Annotated in this window: 12 protein-coding genes, 3 tRNA genes and 2 pseudogenes; 2 read left to right on the forward strand and 15 right to left on the reverse strand. The window is 55.7% G+C overall.

Going from position 1 to position 12960, the window contains the following annotated elements; all coding sequences use genetic code 11:
• The 6 genes and pseudogenes from EIEH_RS11215 to EIEH_RS20015 form a co-directional block, all read right to left on the reverse strand.
• Nucleotides 1-323 (reverse strand): annotated as a pseudogene (locus EIEH_RS11215) (DUF4396 domain-containing protein); the annotation flags it as partial.
• A gap of 369 nt (nt 324-692) precedes the next feature.
• The gene (locus EIEH_RS19715) at nt 693-839 is read right to left on the reverse strand and encodes a hypothetical protein (protein ID WP_232351067.1); all 147 of its coding nucleotides are present in this window, start codon (nt 837-839) and stop codon (nt 693-695) included.
• Nucleotides 840-1178: 339 nt separating this feature from the next.
• Nucleotides 1179-1252: transfer RNA gene (locus tag EIEH_RS11225), tRNA-Cys, on the reverse strand.
• Between the two features lie 43 nt (nt 1253-1295).
• Nucleotides 1296-1371: transfer RNA gene (locus EIEH_RS11230), tRNA-Gly, on the reverse strand.
• Between the two features lie 812 nt (nt 1372-2183).
• Entirely contained in the window at nt 2184-2459 is a 276-nt protein-coding gene (locus EIEH_RS11235) for a hypothetical protein (protein ID WP_015870783.1), read from the reverse strand.
• Nucleotides 2460-3475: 1016 nt separating this feature from the next.
• Nucleotides 3476-3601, reverse strand: a pseudogene (locus EIEH_RS20015) (cold shock domain-containing protein); the annotation flags it as partial.
• A gap of 318 nt (nt 3602-3919) precedes the next feature.
• On the opposite strand from EIEH_RS20015, the gene cspA reads away from it, so the two are divergent.
• Nucleotides 3920-4135, forward strand: coding sequence for an RNA chaperone/antiterminator CspA (gene cspA / locus EIEH_RS11240; protein ID WP_012848159.1), 216 nt, complete (start codon nt 3920-3922; stop codon nt 4133-4135).
• Between the two features lie 120 nt (nt 4136-4255).
• On the opposite strand, the gene EIEH_RS11245 is transcribed toward cspA, so the two are convergent.
• Nucleotides 4256-4849, reverse strand: coding sequence for a hypothetical protein (locus EIEH_RS11245; RefSeq protein WP_015870781.1), 594 nt, complete (start codon nt 4847-4849; stop codon nt 4256-4258).
• Between the two features lie 331 nt (nt 4850-5180).
• Nucleotides 5181-5354 (reverse strand): hypothetical protein, encoded by a 174-nt coding sequence (locus EIEH_RS19290; RefSeq protein WP_015870778.1) that lies wholly within the window; start codon nt 5352-5354, stop codon nt 5181-5183.
• A gap of 313 nt (nt 5355-5667) precedes the next feature.
• Between EIEH_RS19290 and EIEH_RS11250 the strand changes: the two genes are divergently transcribed.
• A complete protein-coding gene (locus EIEH_RS11250; RefSeq protein ID WP_015870777.1) occupies nt 5668-5985 on the forward strand; it encodes an LbetaH domain-containing protein in 318 nt (105 codons plus the stop codon).
• A gap of 173 nt (nt 5986-6158) precedes the next feature.
• Here the strand turns inward: EIEH_RS11250 and EIEH_RS11255 are convergent.
• The 7 genes from EIEH_RS11255 to arnC form a co-directional block, all read right to left on the reverse strand.
• A tRNA-Lys gene (locus EIEH_RS11255) sits at nt 6159-6234 on the reverse strand.
• Nucleotides 6235-6724: 490 nt separating this feature from the next.
• Nucleotides 6725-7108 (reverse strand): 4-amino-4-deoxy-L-arabinose-phosphoundecaprenol flippase subunit ArnF, encoded by a 384-nt coding sequence (arnF, locus tag EIEH_RS11260; protein WP_015870773.1) that lies wholly within the window; start codon nt 7106-7108, stop codon nt 6725-6727.
• Entirely contained in the window at nt 7105-7440 is a 336-nt protein-coding gene (arnE, locus tag EIEH_RS11265; RefSeq protein ID WP_015870772.1) for a 4-amino-4-deoxy-L-arabinose-phosphoundecaprenol flippase subunit ArnE, read from the reverse strand. Before arnE ends, arnF begins: the two co-directional genes overlap by 4 nt.
• The gene (gene arnT, locus EIEH_RS11270; protein ID WP_015870771.1) at nt 7437-9095 is read right to left on the reverse strand and encodes a lipid IV(A) 4-amino-4-deoxy-L-arabinosyltransferase; all 1659 of its coding nucleotides are present in this window, start codon (nt 9093-9095) and stop codon (nt 7437-7439) included. The genes arnE and arnT overlap by 4 nt, the downstream gene beginning before the upstream one ends.
• A complete protein-coding gene (gene arnD, locus EIEH_RS11275) occupies nt 9092-9991 on the reverse strand; it encodes a 4-deoxy-4-formamido-L-arabinose-phosphoundecaprenol deformylase (RefSeq protein ID WP_015870770.1) in 900 nt (299 codons plus the stop codon). Before arnD ends, arnT begins: the two co-directional genes overlap by 4 nt.
• Nucleotides 9988-11967: a bifunctional UDP-4-amino-4-deoxy-L-arabinose formyltransferase/UDP-glucuronic acid oxidase ArnA gene (gene arnA, locus EIEH_RS11280; protein WP_015870769.1), complete on the reverse strand. Its 1980-nt coding sequence runs from the start codon at nt 11965-11967 to the stop codon at nt 9988-9990. The genes arnD and arnA overlap by 4 nt, the downstream gene beginning before the upstream one ends.
• 2 nt (nt 11968-11969) lie before the next feature.
• Complete coding sequence (gene arnC / locus EIEH_RS11285; RefSeq protein ID WP_015870768.1) at nt 11970-12947, reverse strand: undecaprenyl-phosphate 4-deoxy-4-formamido-L-arabinose transferase; 978 nt, start codon at nt 12945-12947, stop codon at nt 11970-11972.
• Nucleotides 12948-12960 lie beyond the last annotated feature (13 nt).

The following is a 12960-nucleotide window of genomic DNA, read 5'->3' on the forward strand; positions in this document are numbered from 1 at the left end:
ATCGGCATATCCATCGCCATCGGCTTCTCCCCGTGGCCCGCCATCGGCATATCCATCACCATCGGCTTCTCCCCGTGGCCCGCCATTGGCATATCCATCGCCATCATGCCGCAGCGATCGCCGGGATGGCCACGGCCAAACCAGAAATAGGCCCCCAGCCCCAATACGCCAAAGTAAAGCGCATTAATCGGCCAGGCAACCGTCATTATCGCCATCGGCTGTGGATGCCCACGGCCAATATCCCAGGCGATAATTAAGGCACAAATCAGCGCACTGATTAACCAGCCCCAGGCCAATAGATCCAGCCACTCAGGATAAGACATTATTTACTCCTCAATATACAGCGTATTCATCCGTCATCCTGCCTCACTGCCAAAACCACGACAGAAAATAGACGGCCTATCGCCGCTGCGTTACCGCCAGTCCAGACTGGCCACGGCATTGCCACCGGTTTAGAACAAATAACAAGTTTATTCACGCTTTTTAGGATAAAAAATTTAGTGAAGTGGCATAAATACCCTACACCTCGGGATAAATATCCCTGATGGCTCAAAAGTGTTCTGATTAGCCCGGTGACAGAAGAGCTGTGACATATACCGTACCGCGAACAGCAAGCAGGATGACCTCCGGCAGAGACGCTGACTGGCGGAAATAAACCGCCAGCGTCGCAGAGTGGCCCGCTACCCTTCGCCTCAGATACGGATAAAGTGAGCTGTTTTATTGCTGCTGAACTCATGGCGAATAGCCCGCTTCACCACGGCATACAGCGCATCATGCCCCTGCACGGTGAGCTCCTGGGGGTGAAACCCCTGCTCCGTTACCCGATAAGAGTGACTCATTGGCATATTCACCACACTAATCCACCGATCGCGCTTATAGGTAGAAAATGTCACTTTCTTAAACTGACCTGACGCCACGCAGCACATCAGATAACGCATAATATTTTCGCTGGAAATCCGCATCGGGCTGCCTTCACGTTACACCGGTTGACAACGCCGCTGTCATCACAGGGGCGCGCTCTCCGTAGCGTAACGCAATAGAGGACTGGGGGATATCAGCGCTCCCCCCGGGGAGACAAAAACGACAGACGCAGACCCACCAAGCGCAGGACGCCGGAGAAAACTGCGGTGAGATAAGATAAAAAAAACCCGCGGACAGAGATGTCCGCGGGGTAAAAATGGAGGCGCGTTCCGGAGTCGAACCGGACTAGGCGGATTTGCAATCCGCTACATAACCGCTTTGTTAACGCGCCATTTTTTGACTGTTTGTTCACGAGAGTATCGCAAACATAAATCTGGAGCGGGAAACGAGACTCGAACTCGCGACCCCAACCTTGGCAAGGTTGTGCTCTACCAACTGAGCTATTCCCGCAGCTATCCGTCAGGGCCGCAGCTGAGTGCTGCACACCGTGGGATGCCGCGTATTCTACGTATTTCCCGCGCCGCGTCACCTAAAATTTTCATCCACCAGGATCGAGTGCTGTTTTTTAACCCACTTCGTGCAGACAATCGGCACCTGTGGTGATAAAAACAGCATCCAGCGCGGCATATGGTTCACTCTCTGTGGTGCCACGCGAAAAACAGTGCGCGCCATAATAAAAACGCCGACGCGCAGATCTCGCCGCGCGCCACACCGCAGTTAAGCGTCTATACCATCGCTCAGACTATTCCCGCAAAAAATCAAAACGCTCGCTTATTTAACGCGATGATCAGTTTATGCCTCGGCGTTGGCGCTATAAATAAACAGGCTTACACTCAACTGGGTTGGTTATATCACGCACGGTATCTCTGTGTTATGTTTAACGGGATAAAAGAGAGCGCCTTAAGTGATTACAATCAGTCGGTAGCCTCGATGCTCTGCCTGCCGCCCCGGCGTTTACCGCAGCGCAGATAAATACGCCGGATAGTGCTGGTTATATATACCAAAATTGTCCCACTCAGCTCAGAGCCAATGGGACATGACATCATCGGCGACAGTACAGTAAGCTGATAAAAGCCGCAGACAACCGGTGTGCATCACATGGTGTTGCTGCAAAACAAGGCTATTTCCGGATGCTGAGTATCGCTGACGACGCCAGCAACCACAAAAATATCTTCATTGAGACTTATGCCATACGGCTCTCCGTCCGCGTTGCAGCGGGGACGGAGAGCACGCCGTCGGCACTTTTGCCGGTCCTACGCGACTCACCTCCCGGCAAAAGTGCAGCTCTCCTGACCGGAGAGCTGCTCCAGCCAATCGGCTATCTGCTCACGATAAACGTAAACGGCCCGCGGAGAGTCGACATGGGGTGAGCCCGGGATCATCATGGCAAGGCACGGATAGCGCTGTGGCGCCATAGTGTCAGCCAGACGGCGCATCTCGCTCTCGGAGACCCATACGCCCAGCATAGTTTTACTGTCAAATAAAAACGCCTGATTGAACCACGAATAAAAGCTATCCTGATCCAGTATTACTTGCATTGTACTCACTTTATTACCATCCAGATTGGAATCCGTTATCCTCGCGCCAATACCCTGGGCGAGTCCCTACGCGCTGCCGGAAACATATTCACAGAATGAATAATTAATCGATGAAAACTTCACTGATTACGCATAGTTATCCTTCCTCTGCAAGCGCGGTGTGCATTCTATTCATGAGAAAAGGCAAAATCCACTCAATATGACAAATTTCATACCATTGATAAAAAATCATATTTAAAAACCAATTAAAATGAAAAAAATAGTCTTAATATTTGAATTATATTCAATATTCGGCATTTAATTTTAATTCAAGTAAATTATCTATTATGCAAAATGCAGATCTGTTTTTTATTAAAAATCGTTATTGTCACCACTGACCCGCCAGGGTATCTCTCTACACCGGGAACAGCGCTACAGGTGATCCGCTGAGTCGCGGCAACAGAGGCCCCCGCACGCTTAGCAGTGCACGCAGATACGGGGAAACCGCATTACGCTATCCCGGTGTCAGGCTGCTTCAGGGCAAAGACAATCTGCTCTTCGGTGAATCGTGACTTTTTCATCGGCACCACCTCCGTTCAGGGGAGTGTTTATCATGCCGGAATTCTGTTTCTGAATGGTGCAGGATTTTGGCGCAGGGTCATTCATTAAAAAATCTATGGTCACCCCGTTTTTGCAACACTGATTTTGATGTATGCTGGACTTGCTTAGAGACTATCCCAGTAGGCATATATTCTTGCAGCCCGTTTGGACACGGACAGCGCGCAACAACCGGAGCGTACACGCAGTACGTGAGAATTGTGAGCATGGCCCAGGACCAAAATGGCAAATCAAATAGCCTGATGAGATAGGCGGTTAAATCTATCCGGCATCTCTATGGATAAGGATACCCGTGCCCCGATGAGTTCCGCGCCTGTTGAAGCTGAAAAGCCCCCCGTTTTCCATGATGGCCTCTCCAGAAATAAAACTCTCTTTCAGCGCACCGCCGCAAGGGTGGGGTGACTATCTGATTAGCCCCACAGACCCGCCGAAAGCACCTCTTCATCTTTTAAATGGAGGGCGGCAATATGAACCTGAACGTCTTCACAACCATCGGATGGAGAGATAAAACCTTTACCGCTACGGTAATCAAAAAAACCGAACAATTCAGCTCATTTTATCTGACAAACTAATTCCCTATTATTCTGCAGTATTCTCAGCATACCGATATCCCTACGCATTGCCAGCGTTATGACTAAGGCATCTGGATGTCTAAAAAAAATCTTGCCAAAGCATTCGCCACATGCGTTAATACGTCACCGGTTTGAAATACAGAACCTGACGTCGTTTTTTTAGCAGTACTCAGTTCAAGTGTTATCCCCCCGATATCCCTTTATCAGTGAGTCTTCTTTCTAAGCTTCTCATTAAAATCTGTAAAGCAGACCTCATCAACCAGTAATGGTAATAAAATAAAGGAAATATTTATGTCTAATAAAATGACTGGCTTAGTAAAATGGTTCAATGCGGATAAAGGCTTTGGCTTCATCACGCCGGATAACGGCGGCAGCGATATCTTTGTTCATTTTTCCGCGATTCAAAGCAATGGCTACAAATCCCTGGATGAAGGCCAGAAGGTTGCATTCGAGGTACAAACCGGTGCTGCTAAAGGGCCGTCAGCCATTAATGTAACCCCGCTGTAAAACCAGACTTGGATTAACCATCCGCAATAGCGATGACGGCCCCGACCTGAGCAGCCGGATCGAGAATCAAAGAGAGGAGCCCATGACGATGGGCTCCTGTGCCATTACGCCCCGATAACACTATCCTCCTGCGGTATCGCACAGCAGGCCAGTTGTCGCCTCACCGGCGCCGAGGCTGTTCAACCGAACGGCGTTAAGCAGCACCTTACCGTTGCCGTACACGCCCGCCCTGCAGCTACAGGCCATTCTGACACCGGCGCTCTCCGCCTGTAGTGGCACCGACGCCTGATTATTCCCCCTGAACGCATTGCCATTGATACGTATCTGCACCAAACGATAGGTACGATTACCGCTGCGCACGGCTTCGCCGAAATGCTCTTGATACCACGGCTCTGCGGGCAACCCAGCGGCAGCGTTTGCACCTGCGCCATAACGCCCGCAGCGCCATAGACATGACGCTGCGCCAGCGCAGGAAACAGCGTGACGCGAACGGCATCGAAGCGCCCCACGCCCCCCTGCCACCCAGTCGGGGTGGGACACCGCCGTAATCACGCGCAAAGGCGGATGCGCACGCAGGATCTGCTGTAGTTCACCCGATCCTGCGTCATCTGGCACTGACGGTAAAAATAATCTCATCGGCCATTGCCGATCGGCCAGCATCCTCCGCATGGATATGGCCAGCGTAACGCCGCTGTCAACGCTGATCAGGGTCATCGGACCCGCGGGCGGCGATCGAGGGAAAAGGCCCCTTCCGGCACCGCGGCACAGAGCGGCTGCCCCGCGCGCATATGACGGTGGAGCCAGCTCGATACGGTACCAGACTGCCCCCTTTTCACACCGATCGACCCGCGATCGCCACGGGTCGGCAACGGGGAGAGCGTATAGCCGCGCTGATACATCCGCTACCCTATTCTGACCGTTACCGGCAGGGGCTGACATCAGCCCGTTTAAACCGGAATAGGGTGAAACCCCGGCAGATGGCCTCCACCACATCGCCAATCAACGCAATCGTTTCAGGCAGTCGATTGACATAGGGATAGGGCACCTACGTTGCCACGATATCAACGGGATCCGGGCAGGCTATCTCGCCAGTGGTCAGCGGCGTCTGCATCGCCGAATGAAAGGTGACGCTGTCGGCATCTTGGCTGACGCGAATCCCCAACAGCTGCGGATGCGTTCTTGCCGTCACCATACGGCTGTCCGTCGCCTTAATCAGCATAAACTACCGCTCCTGAACGATACCCTATGATGCTGCGGACACCCGCTCCGCCGCATCTCCCGCCCCGGACTTCAGCGGGTATTGGTACAGCGCCTTTACTGTCAGCATAAAATCGCGCTATATCTTTTTACCCAGCCTCATCTGGAGCTGTCGCTAAGCCATCATAGCCGCCCGTGGACACGTGCTCCCCAATGCCCTGCTCAGGGGTACATACCGGCCCTATTCCCGTATCAGAATAGCGTGAAAAATGGCCGCTCCGCTGCTCACCCGGCGCCGTGGGCGCAGCGATACTGTTTTTAGTGGTGGGTAAAAAATGGCGATACGCATCAACCGGAACCTACGGAATAAATATTGCCCCGATATCAAACTTGGCTGTGAGATCGGTGAGGGGCTGCGCATCGCCCACTATGTGGGTATCGTGATCACCGGGCACTGCATCATCGGTAACAATCTGTATATCAGAAAAAATGTGACTATTGGCGTAAAACACAACGACCAGACGGGGCAAATCTATATCGGCGATAATGCCACTATCGGCGCAATGAGCTTTATCAATAAGGATATTCCACCGAACCACACGGTCTACACGCCAAAATCAGAAAATATCGTGAGGTTGAAAAAGTCGATCTAGTCTGATGTTTCTAGCGTAGGCGAGGAGTGCCGCGCTGGTGCACACCTCGCCAGCCTCAGAGACTCAAAAGCGCCAGCCGATGCCCAACGCACGCCCCACGGTAACTATCGATACAGGCATGCTATCGACAACAAAAAAGGCGCTACGCCATTAGCGTAACGCCTTGAAATTGTTGGTGGGTCGTGACGGGATCGAACCGTCGACCAATTGATTAAGAGTCAACTGCTCTGCCAGCTGAGCTAACGACCCAACGCCGATGATTATTCGCTTTTTAGCGTGGGAGGTCAACTCAGCCTCCCGTGCGTGCCGCCCCGGAGTCTGTCCGCCCTGCTTTACGCCATGGTTAAAAATGACGCAATACAACAATGGGTTATCTATGACATTTTCGCCAATAGCGCGATATGCATCGACGCCAGCTAAGCGGGCAGGATCATGCGATGGGAGAATATGATGGGCCGCTCCGGCAAGGAGCACGATACCGGAAGGCGACCCGGTCTAGACGTTGCGCAGTATATACAGCGCGATGGAGGCTTCAATGAGCACAATCAGCACGGACCAGAATGCCGCCATCAACTGCGAGTGCGTTTTGATAAAAGCATGAATGAGTTGCATAGAATTGCCTGTTCGGCTAAATCACGCGGGGGTGTGAGATCAGTCTACGCCGCTACAAATATTCACGCAATTTATCAAATAAAATGGTTATTCCGTCGCTGGCAGGTTAACGGGACAACCGCCGCTGTCACGGTTTCCCCGCACGGCGCCAGGGGGGGTAAATCACCAGCAAACCCAGTATAATCAAGCCCATTCCCAATAGCTTTCCCCCGTTAAGCCGTTCACCGAACAGTGGCAGGGAGACCGCCAGGGCGCAGACCAGCACATAGCTGAGGCTCAGCAGTGGATAGGCCCGATTCAGTGGCAGATCGCGCAGTGCAAACAGCCAGCACAGCATCGACAGGCCATAGCACAAGATACCGCCCGGTAACCACCAGACCCAGGGCGCTGCGCTGAGCAACGCGGAGATAAGCTGTGTCCCGTCGCTGCAATGCATCATGGTATAACGCATCATCAGCTGCGCCGCGCTGACCAGCACGACGCTGGCGAGTGCCCACAGATAGCCTATCATGCGTTGACTCCCAGCAGGATGATACCCAACATAATCAGCGTTATCCCGACAATATGGCGCCAGTTTAACCGCTCATGCCAAATAAAACGCGCCGCCAGCAGCACCAGGACATAGTTTAGACTCAGCATCGGGTAAGCCACGCTGACCGCCACCCGGCTGAGCACCACCAGCCACAGCAGCAGTGCCAGCCCCAGACAGATCAGCGCCAGCATCAGCCAGCGCAGCAGGTGGCGGCGCGGTGAGCCGCGGGGCACACCGCACATAGCCTGTTTCTGGCACAGCTGTCCTGCGCAGCTGAGCAGGCTGGATAACATGATCAGCAGATAGCTCATGGCTGCTGCTGATACTGTAACAGCAGGAAACGCCCTTTACGCAAAGTCATATCCGCCGACGGCAGCGCCGGGTTAATCTGTCCGTCGCGCGGCAGCAGTAATACCAGGGAAATCGCCCCCTGTTTCCGGTGCTCCGCCAGCCAGGCCGGGAACTGCTCTGCCTTGACCAGGTGACCCGCGGCATCCGGGTAGCTCAGCCCATACTGAAGCTCGCCAGTTTTATCATACATATAGATATCACTGCGCTTGAGCTCCCAGGCCAGCCCCGCGGCGACACCGACGCTGTCACTCAGAATATAGCGGCTCGCCTGCAGCTGCGGCATCGCCGCCTGGATCAGCGCCTGCGGCTGCTTGGACTCCATGACCTGCTGTGGCAGCGCCGTACCGATCAGCAGGGCGACCCCCAGCAGGCAGGCGGCGCTCCAGCGCCAGTAGCGGCGTGAATGATACAGCGACAGTGCGCCAAACAGCGCCCATACGCCAAAAGCGATGGTGCCCAGGATCACTTTACCGATCTCATGTGCGCCGAACAGCGGGTGTCCCGTGATGCCCCAGGGCGCCAGCACCAGCAGGATCGCCGCCATGCCGCCCAGGCCGACCAGCAGGTTAATCAACCCGTTGATCCGCAGTGCCTTGCCATTCTCTCCGGTCAGACGCTGTACATAGCCCGCCATCAGGATCGCCAGCGGCGCAAAGCAGGGCAAAATATAGGTCGGCAGCTTTCCTTTGGCGATGCTGAACAGTAAAAATGGCATTACCGCCCAGCCGAGCAGGTAAAAATCCCCGCCCTGACTGACCCGGCCCCGCCACCCTTCCCGCAGCGCGCCGGGCAGCAGCCCCAGCCAGGGCAGCAGGCCGATGAGGAGGATCGGCAGGTAATACCAGAACGGCGCCTTATGCTGGGCGTTATCTTCGGCAAAGCGCTGAATATGCTCCACCCAGAAGAAGTAGCGCCAATAGTCCGGCTCGTGCTGTGCGATCGCCAGCACCCACGGCAGGCTGATGAGAATGGCGCTCAATACCGCCAGCGGACCAAAGCAGAACAGGGATTTCCAGCGCCGTTGGGCGATCACCCAGGGCAGGACGGCAATCACCGGGATCGCCAGCGCCAGGAACCCTTTGGTCATAAAGCCCATACCGCAGGCCAACCCCAGCAAAATGTAGCCACCAGCCTTGCCCCGCGCACTGCTGGCCTGCTCACCCAACCAGAAGCTGCACATGGCCGCGGTCATCCACAGGGTAAAGATCGGGTCCAACACCGCATAGCTGCCAACGCCGTAGACCAGAAAACTGGTCAGGTAAATCAGTACAGCCACAACAGCCGGGCGGGGGCCAGACAGTAACCGACGCGCCAGCCAGAACACCAGCAGCGCACTCAATACCGTCGCCAGCACAGCGCCAAAGCGGACAGCAAAGTTGCCGTCGCCAAACAGCCACTGCCCCAGATTATTCACCCAATAACCGGCCACCGGCTTTTCAAAATAGCGCAGGCCGAGGAAGTGCGGTACGATCCAGTCTCCACTGGCCAGCATCTCGCGGCTGATTTCGGCATAGCGGGTTTCATCCGGCTGCCATAATAAACGTCCCGGCAGCGGAACGATGTAATAAAGGACAAACAGTACAGCCAGCGTAAACCATCCTGCGATCTTCTTCATGGTGACTCCATCTCCTGCTGACAACCCAGCCATCCCTCACGCCCGCTCAGCGTCGCGCGAACGACTCTCCCGCACGGCAACAGCGTAATATCATCTGGCAATAAATCCCCGAGGGGGCAAAATTCAATCTGTGCCTCACGCGCCATCTCCAGCAGGCGGGCAAACTGCGCCTGTTTGGCAATGCCTTCAACTTCGGCGTGAATGGTGTAAACCGGCACGCCACGATCGGCCAGGATGCTGTCGAGAATGAAACGGTTAAACCCCGCCTCATCGGTCATGATGCCGATAGCCTCATCCCAGGTTGGCTGGGTCACCGGGATCTGTACCGTCCCCAGGCGGCCATCCGGCAGCAGCGGGCGAAACGGATGTGTACCGCGGCAATCGCTGTTATAGCGAAAGCCAAAAGGCTCTTTGGCCTCGACCACCCGGGCATCGGCGCGCCAGCCGGCAACCGCGGAGCAACTGATACTCTCCCCGGTGATCAGCTGCAGCTCATCATAGGCCAGCCCGATCTGCTCGGCCATCTTCTCCCGTGACCAAACGCCGGCCCAGGCCTGCCAGGCATGGTGATCCCAGGCGTGCAGCCCGGTCTCATGCTCTTTGGCAGCGGCGGCGATGGTACTGGCCAGACCGGCGCCGATCCGGCGTCCGGGCCAGGCCGTTCCGGCCAGCAAAATATCCCAGCCATACAGCGATGCGGCATCAGAGCGCAGCATTTTCCACAGAAAGCGCGGCTTCAGCAGGCGCCACAGGTGGCGCCCCATATTATCCGGACCCAAAGTAAAAAAGAACGTCGCCCGGATCCCGTGCCGGCGCAGCAGCGACACCAGCGCCGGCACGCCATCACGCGTGCCGCGCCAGGTGTCTACGTCAATGCGCAGACCAACCCGTTTCATTCCTGCTCCGTACCGTCAAAGGTCTGCAGGAAGAAGTCCAGGGTATCCTCGATAGTGCTCTCCATCGGGATCACCGGCTGCCAGCCCAGCAGACGCTGTGCGTTGCGGATGCTCGGCTTACGGTGCTCCACGTCCTGATAGCCTTTGCCATAGTAGCTGCTGCTCTCCACTTCGCGGAAACCGGCGAAAGGCGGGAAGCGATCGCGCAGCGGGTGCTGCTCAAAGCACACCAGCAGCTGCTCAGCCAGTTCACGGATGCTGGCTTCGTTATCCGGGTTACCGATGTTGATAATCTGCCCGTCACACAGATTGTCTTTGTTTTCGATAATGCGGAACAGTGCCTCAACCCCTTCTTTAATATCGGTAAAGCAGCGCTTCTGGCGTCCACCGTCCACCAGCTTGATCGGCGACCCTTCCACCAGATTCAGGATCAGCTGGGTAATGGCGCGGGAACTGCCGATGCGCGCCGCATTCAGGTTGTCCAGACGCGGCCCCATCCAGTTGAAGGGGCGGAACAGCGTGAAGCGCAGTTCATCCTTGGCACCGTAGGCCCAGATGATGCGGTCCAGCAGCTGTTTGGATACGGAGTAGATCCAGCGCTGTTTGTTGATCGGCCCGACGATCAGGTTAGAGCTATCCTCATCAAACTGCGGATCGCTGCACATACCGTAGACTTCAGAGGTGGACGGGAAGATGATGCGCTTCTTGTATTTTACGCAGTCGCGCACAATCTTCAGGTTCTCTTCAAAGTCGAGCTCAAAAACGCGCAGCGGATTACGGGTATATTCGATCGGCGTGGCGATCGCCACCAGCGGCAGCACCACATCACACTTCTTAATGTGATACTCGATCCATTCGGAGTGAATACTGATATCCCCTTCGACAAAGTGGAAGCGCGGGTGGCCGATAAACCGTGAAATGGCGTCGGAGCCGATATCCAGGCCGTAGATTTCATAGTTATCTTCCGCCAGCAGACGCTCGGTCAAATGGTTACCGATAAAGCCGTTAACGCCCAGGATCAGTACCCGGGTCGCCCGGCGGGCGCCAAAATTCAGCGAACTGTTCAGAATGGCGCCTTCAACCAGCCCCAGGCTTTCCGCCAGCTGGCTGCCCTGCATATACAGGCCGTCCTGCGGCTGACCGGCCACGATCTCCAGCGCCCCTTCGCCACAGGCGATCGTCAGCGGCGATGCCAAAAGCACCGTGCCGGGGCGTGCAGCAGGCAGATCGCGGCGTACCCGTGCCTGCCAGACCGTAAACTGACGGTTACCGGCATAGCTAAAGGCACCCGGCCAAGGCTCTGTCACCGCGCGAACCAGGTTATACAGCTCCCGCGCCGGTTTGCTCCACTCCAGGCGGCCATCGGCCGGAGTACGGCGACCTACGTAGGTCGCGGCGCTTTCATCCTGCGGGAATTCAGCATAGCTGCCGCTGCGGATCTGTGGCAATGCCTCAGCCAGCAGCACGCGGGCGCACTGGCACAGCTTGTGGTGCAGCGTCAGCGCCGTATCCTCTTCGGCGATCGCGATACGATGCTGAGCGATAATATTCCCGGCATCCGCACGCTTCTCCATACGGTGCAGCGTCACCCCGCTCTCCGTCTCGCCGTTGACCAATACCCAGTTCAGCGGCGCACGGCCACGGTAGGCCGGCAGCAGCGAACCATGCAGGTTAAACGCGCCCTGCGGTGCCAGCGCCAAAATCTCATCGTTCAGCAGATGGCGATAGTAGAAAGAGAAGATCACCTGCGGCTGCAGCGCCCGCAGGCGCTCAACCCACAGCGGATGATTCACATCATCCGGCGCAAATACCGGAATATTATGCTGGGCCGCAAGGCGGGCGACCGAGCCAAAGAACAGATTTTCACCGGGAGCATCCTGGTGGGTAACGATGGCAGCGATTTCGTAACCGGCATCAATCAATGACTGCACACCGGCACAGCCCATATCGTGATAGGCAAAGACAACAGCTTTCATGATCATTTTTCCTGTTCTTCGTCCGGCTGGTTAGCGCGGACGACATTCTGAATAAAATAGCGGGGGCGGGCGCGCACGTCGTTATAGATGCGGCCGATATACTCACCCAGCAGGCCCATCCCGACAAACTGCGCGCCGATGAAGATAAAAAGCACGGCAAACAGGGTAAACACCCCTTCCGCAGCCCACTGAGGCCCGAGGGTTAAACGCATCAGGATCAGCAGCACGGCAAAGGCGAAGCCCAGCAGCGCAACGACGCTGCCAAAAATACTCAACGCCCTCAGGGGGGTTGTGGTCAGACAGGTCACCAGGTCGTACATCAGATTGATCAGCTTCATCAGCCCATACTTGGACTCGCCGTGCTCGCGCTCGGCATGTTTCACCGGGATCTCGATGGTGCGGCGGGCAAAACTGTTGGCCAGAATGGGGATGAAGGTACTGCGCTCATGGCAGTGCAACATGGCTTTGATAACGCTGCTGCGGTAGGCGCGCAGCATGCAGCCATAATCGCTCATGCTCTTGCCGGTGGTGCGCTGAATCAGGCCATTGATCAGGCGCGAGGCGCGCCTACGGAACCAGCTATCCTGACGGTCCTGCCGGATGGTACCCACCACGTCATAACCCTGATCGGCAGCCTCCACCAGACGTGGGATCTCCTCCGGCGGATTCTGCAGGTCGGCATCCAGGGTGATCACCAGATCGCCTTTAATGTGGTTAAATCCAGCCATAATCGCCGAATGCTGGCCATAGTTACGGTTCAGTAAAACCGCGACGACCCGGCTTCCCGGGCGCTGCGCCGCCTCGCGGAGGATCTCCGCCGATCTATCGCTGCTGCCGTCGTCAACCAGCACTATCTCATACTGTTTTCCCATGGAGTCACAGGCGGCAATAGTTCTTTTCAGCAGCTCCGACAGGCTGTCCTGCTCGTTGTAAACCGGTATTACCACCGATACAAACTGGATGGTTTTAAAATCACTCATTGTCATATCCAAC

It is taken from the genome of Edwardsiella ictaluri ATCC 33202 (assembly GCF_000264785.1).
Lineage (GTDB): Bacteria > Pseudomonadota > Gammaproteobacteria > Enterobacterales > Enterobacteriaceae > Edwardsiella > Edwardsiella ictaluri.

Excerpts from the sequence above, each read along its gene's own strand:
- EIEH_RS19715 (WP_232351067.1), bottom strand. The coding sequence starts at position 839 with ATGAGTCACTCTTATCGGGTAACGGAGCAGGGGTTTCACCCCCAGGAG.
- EIEH_RS11235 (WP_015870783.1), bottom strand. The coding sequence starts at position 2,459 with ATGCAAGTAATACTGGATCAGGATAGCTTTTATTCGTGGTTCAATCAG.
- cspA (WP_012848159.1), top strand. The coding sequence starts at position 3,920 with ATGTCTAATAAAATGACTGGCTTAGTAAAATGGTTCAATGCGGATAAA.
- EIEH_RS11245 (WP_015870781.1), bottom strand. The coding sequence starts at position 4,849 with ATGACCCTGATCAGCGTTGACAGCGGCGTTACGCTGGCCATATCCATG.
- EIEH_RS19290 (WP_015870778.1), bottom strand. The coding sequence starts at position 5,354 with ATGCTGATTAAGGCGACGGACAGCCGTATGGTGACGGCAAGAACGCAT.
- EIEH_RS11250 (WP_015870777.1), top strand. The coding sequence starts at position 5,668 with ATGGCGATACGCATCAACCGGAACCTACGGAATAAATATTGCCCCGAT.
- arnF (WP_015870773.1), bottom strand. The coding sequence starts at position 7,108 with ATGATAGGCTATCTGTGGGCACTCGCCAGCGTCGTGCTGGTCAGCGCG.
- arnE (WP_015870772.1), bottom strand. The coding sequence starts at position 7,440 with ATGAGCTATCTGCTGATCATGTTATCCAGCCTGCTCAGCTGCGCAGGA.
- arnT (WP_015870771.1), bottom strand. The coding sequence starts at position 9,095 with ATGAAGAAGATCGCAGGATGGTTTACGCTGGCTGTACTGTTTGTCCTT.
- arnD (WP_015870770.1), bottom strand. The coding sequence starts at position 9,991 with ATGAAACGGGTTGGTCTGCGCATTGACGTAGACACCTGGCGCGGCACG.
- arnA (WP_015870769.1), bottom strand. The coding sequence starts at position 11,967 with ATGAAAGCTGTTGTCTTTGCCTATCACGATATGGGCTGTGCCGGTGTG.
- arnC (WP_015870768.1), bottom strand. The coding sequence starts at position 12,947 with ATGAGTGATTTTAAAACCATCCAGTTTGTATCGGTGGTAATACCGGTT.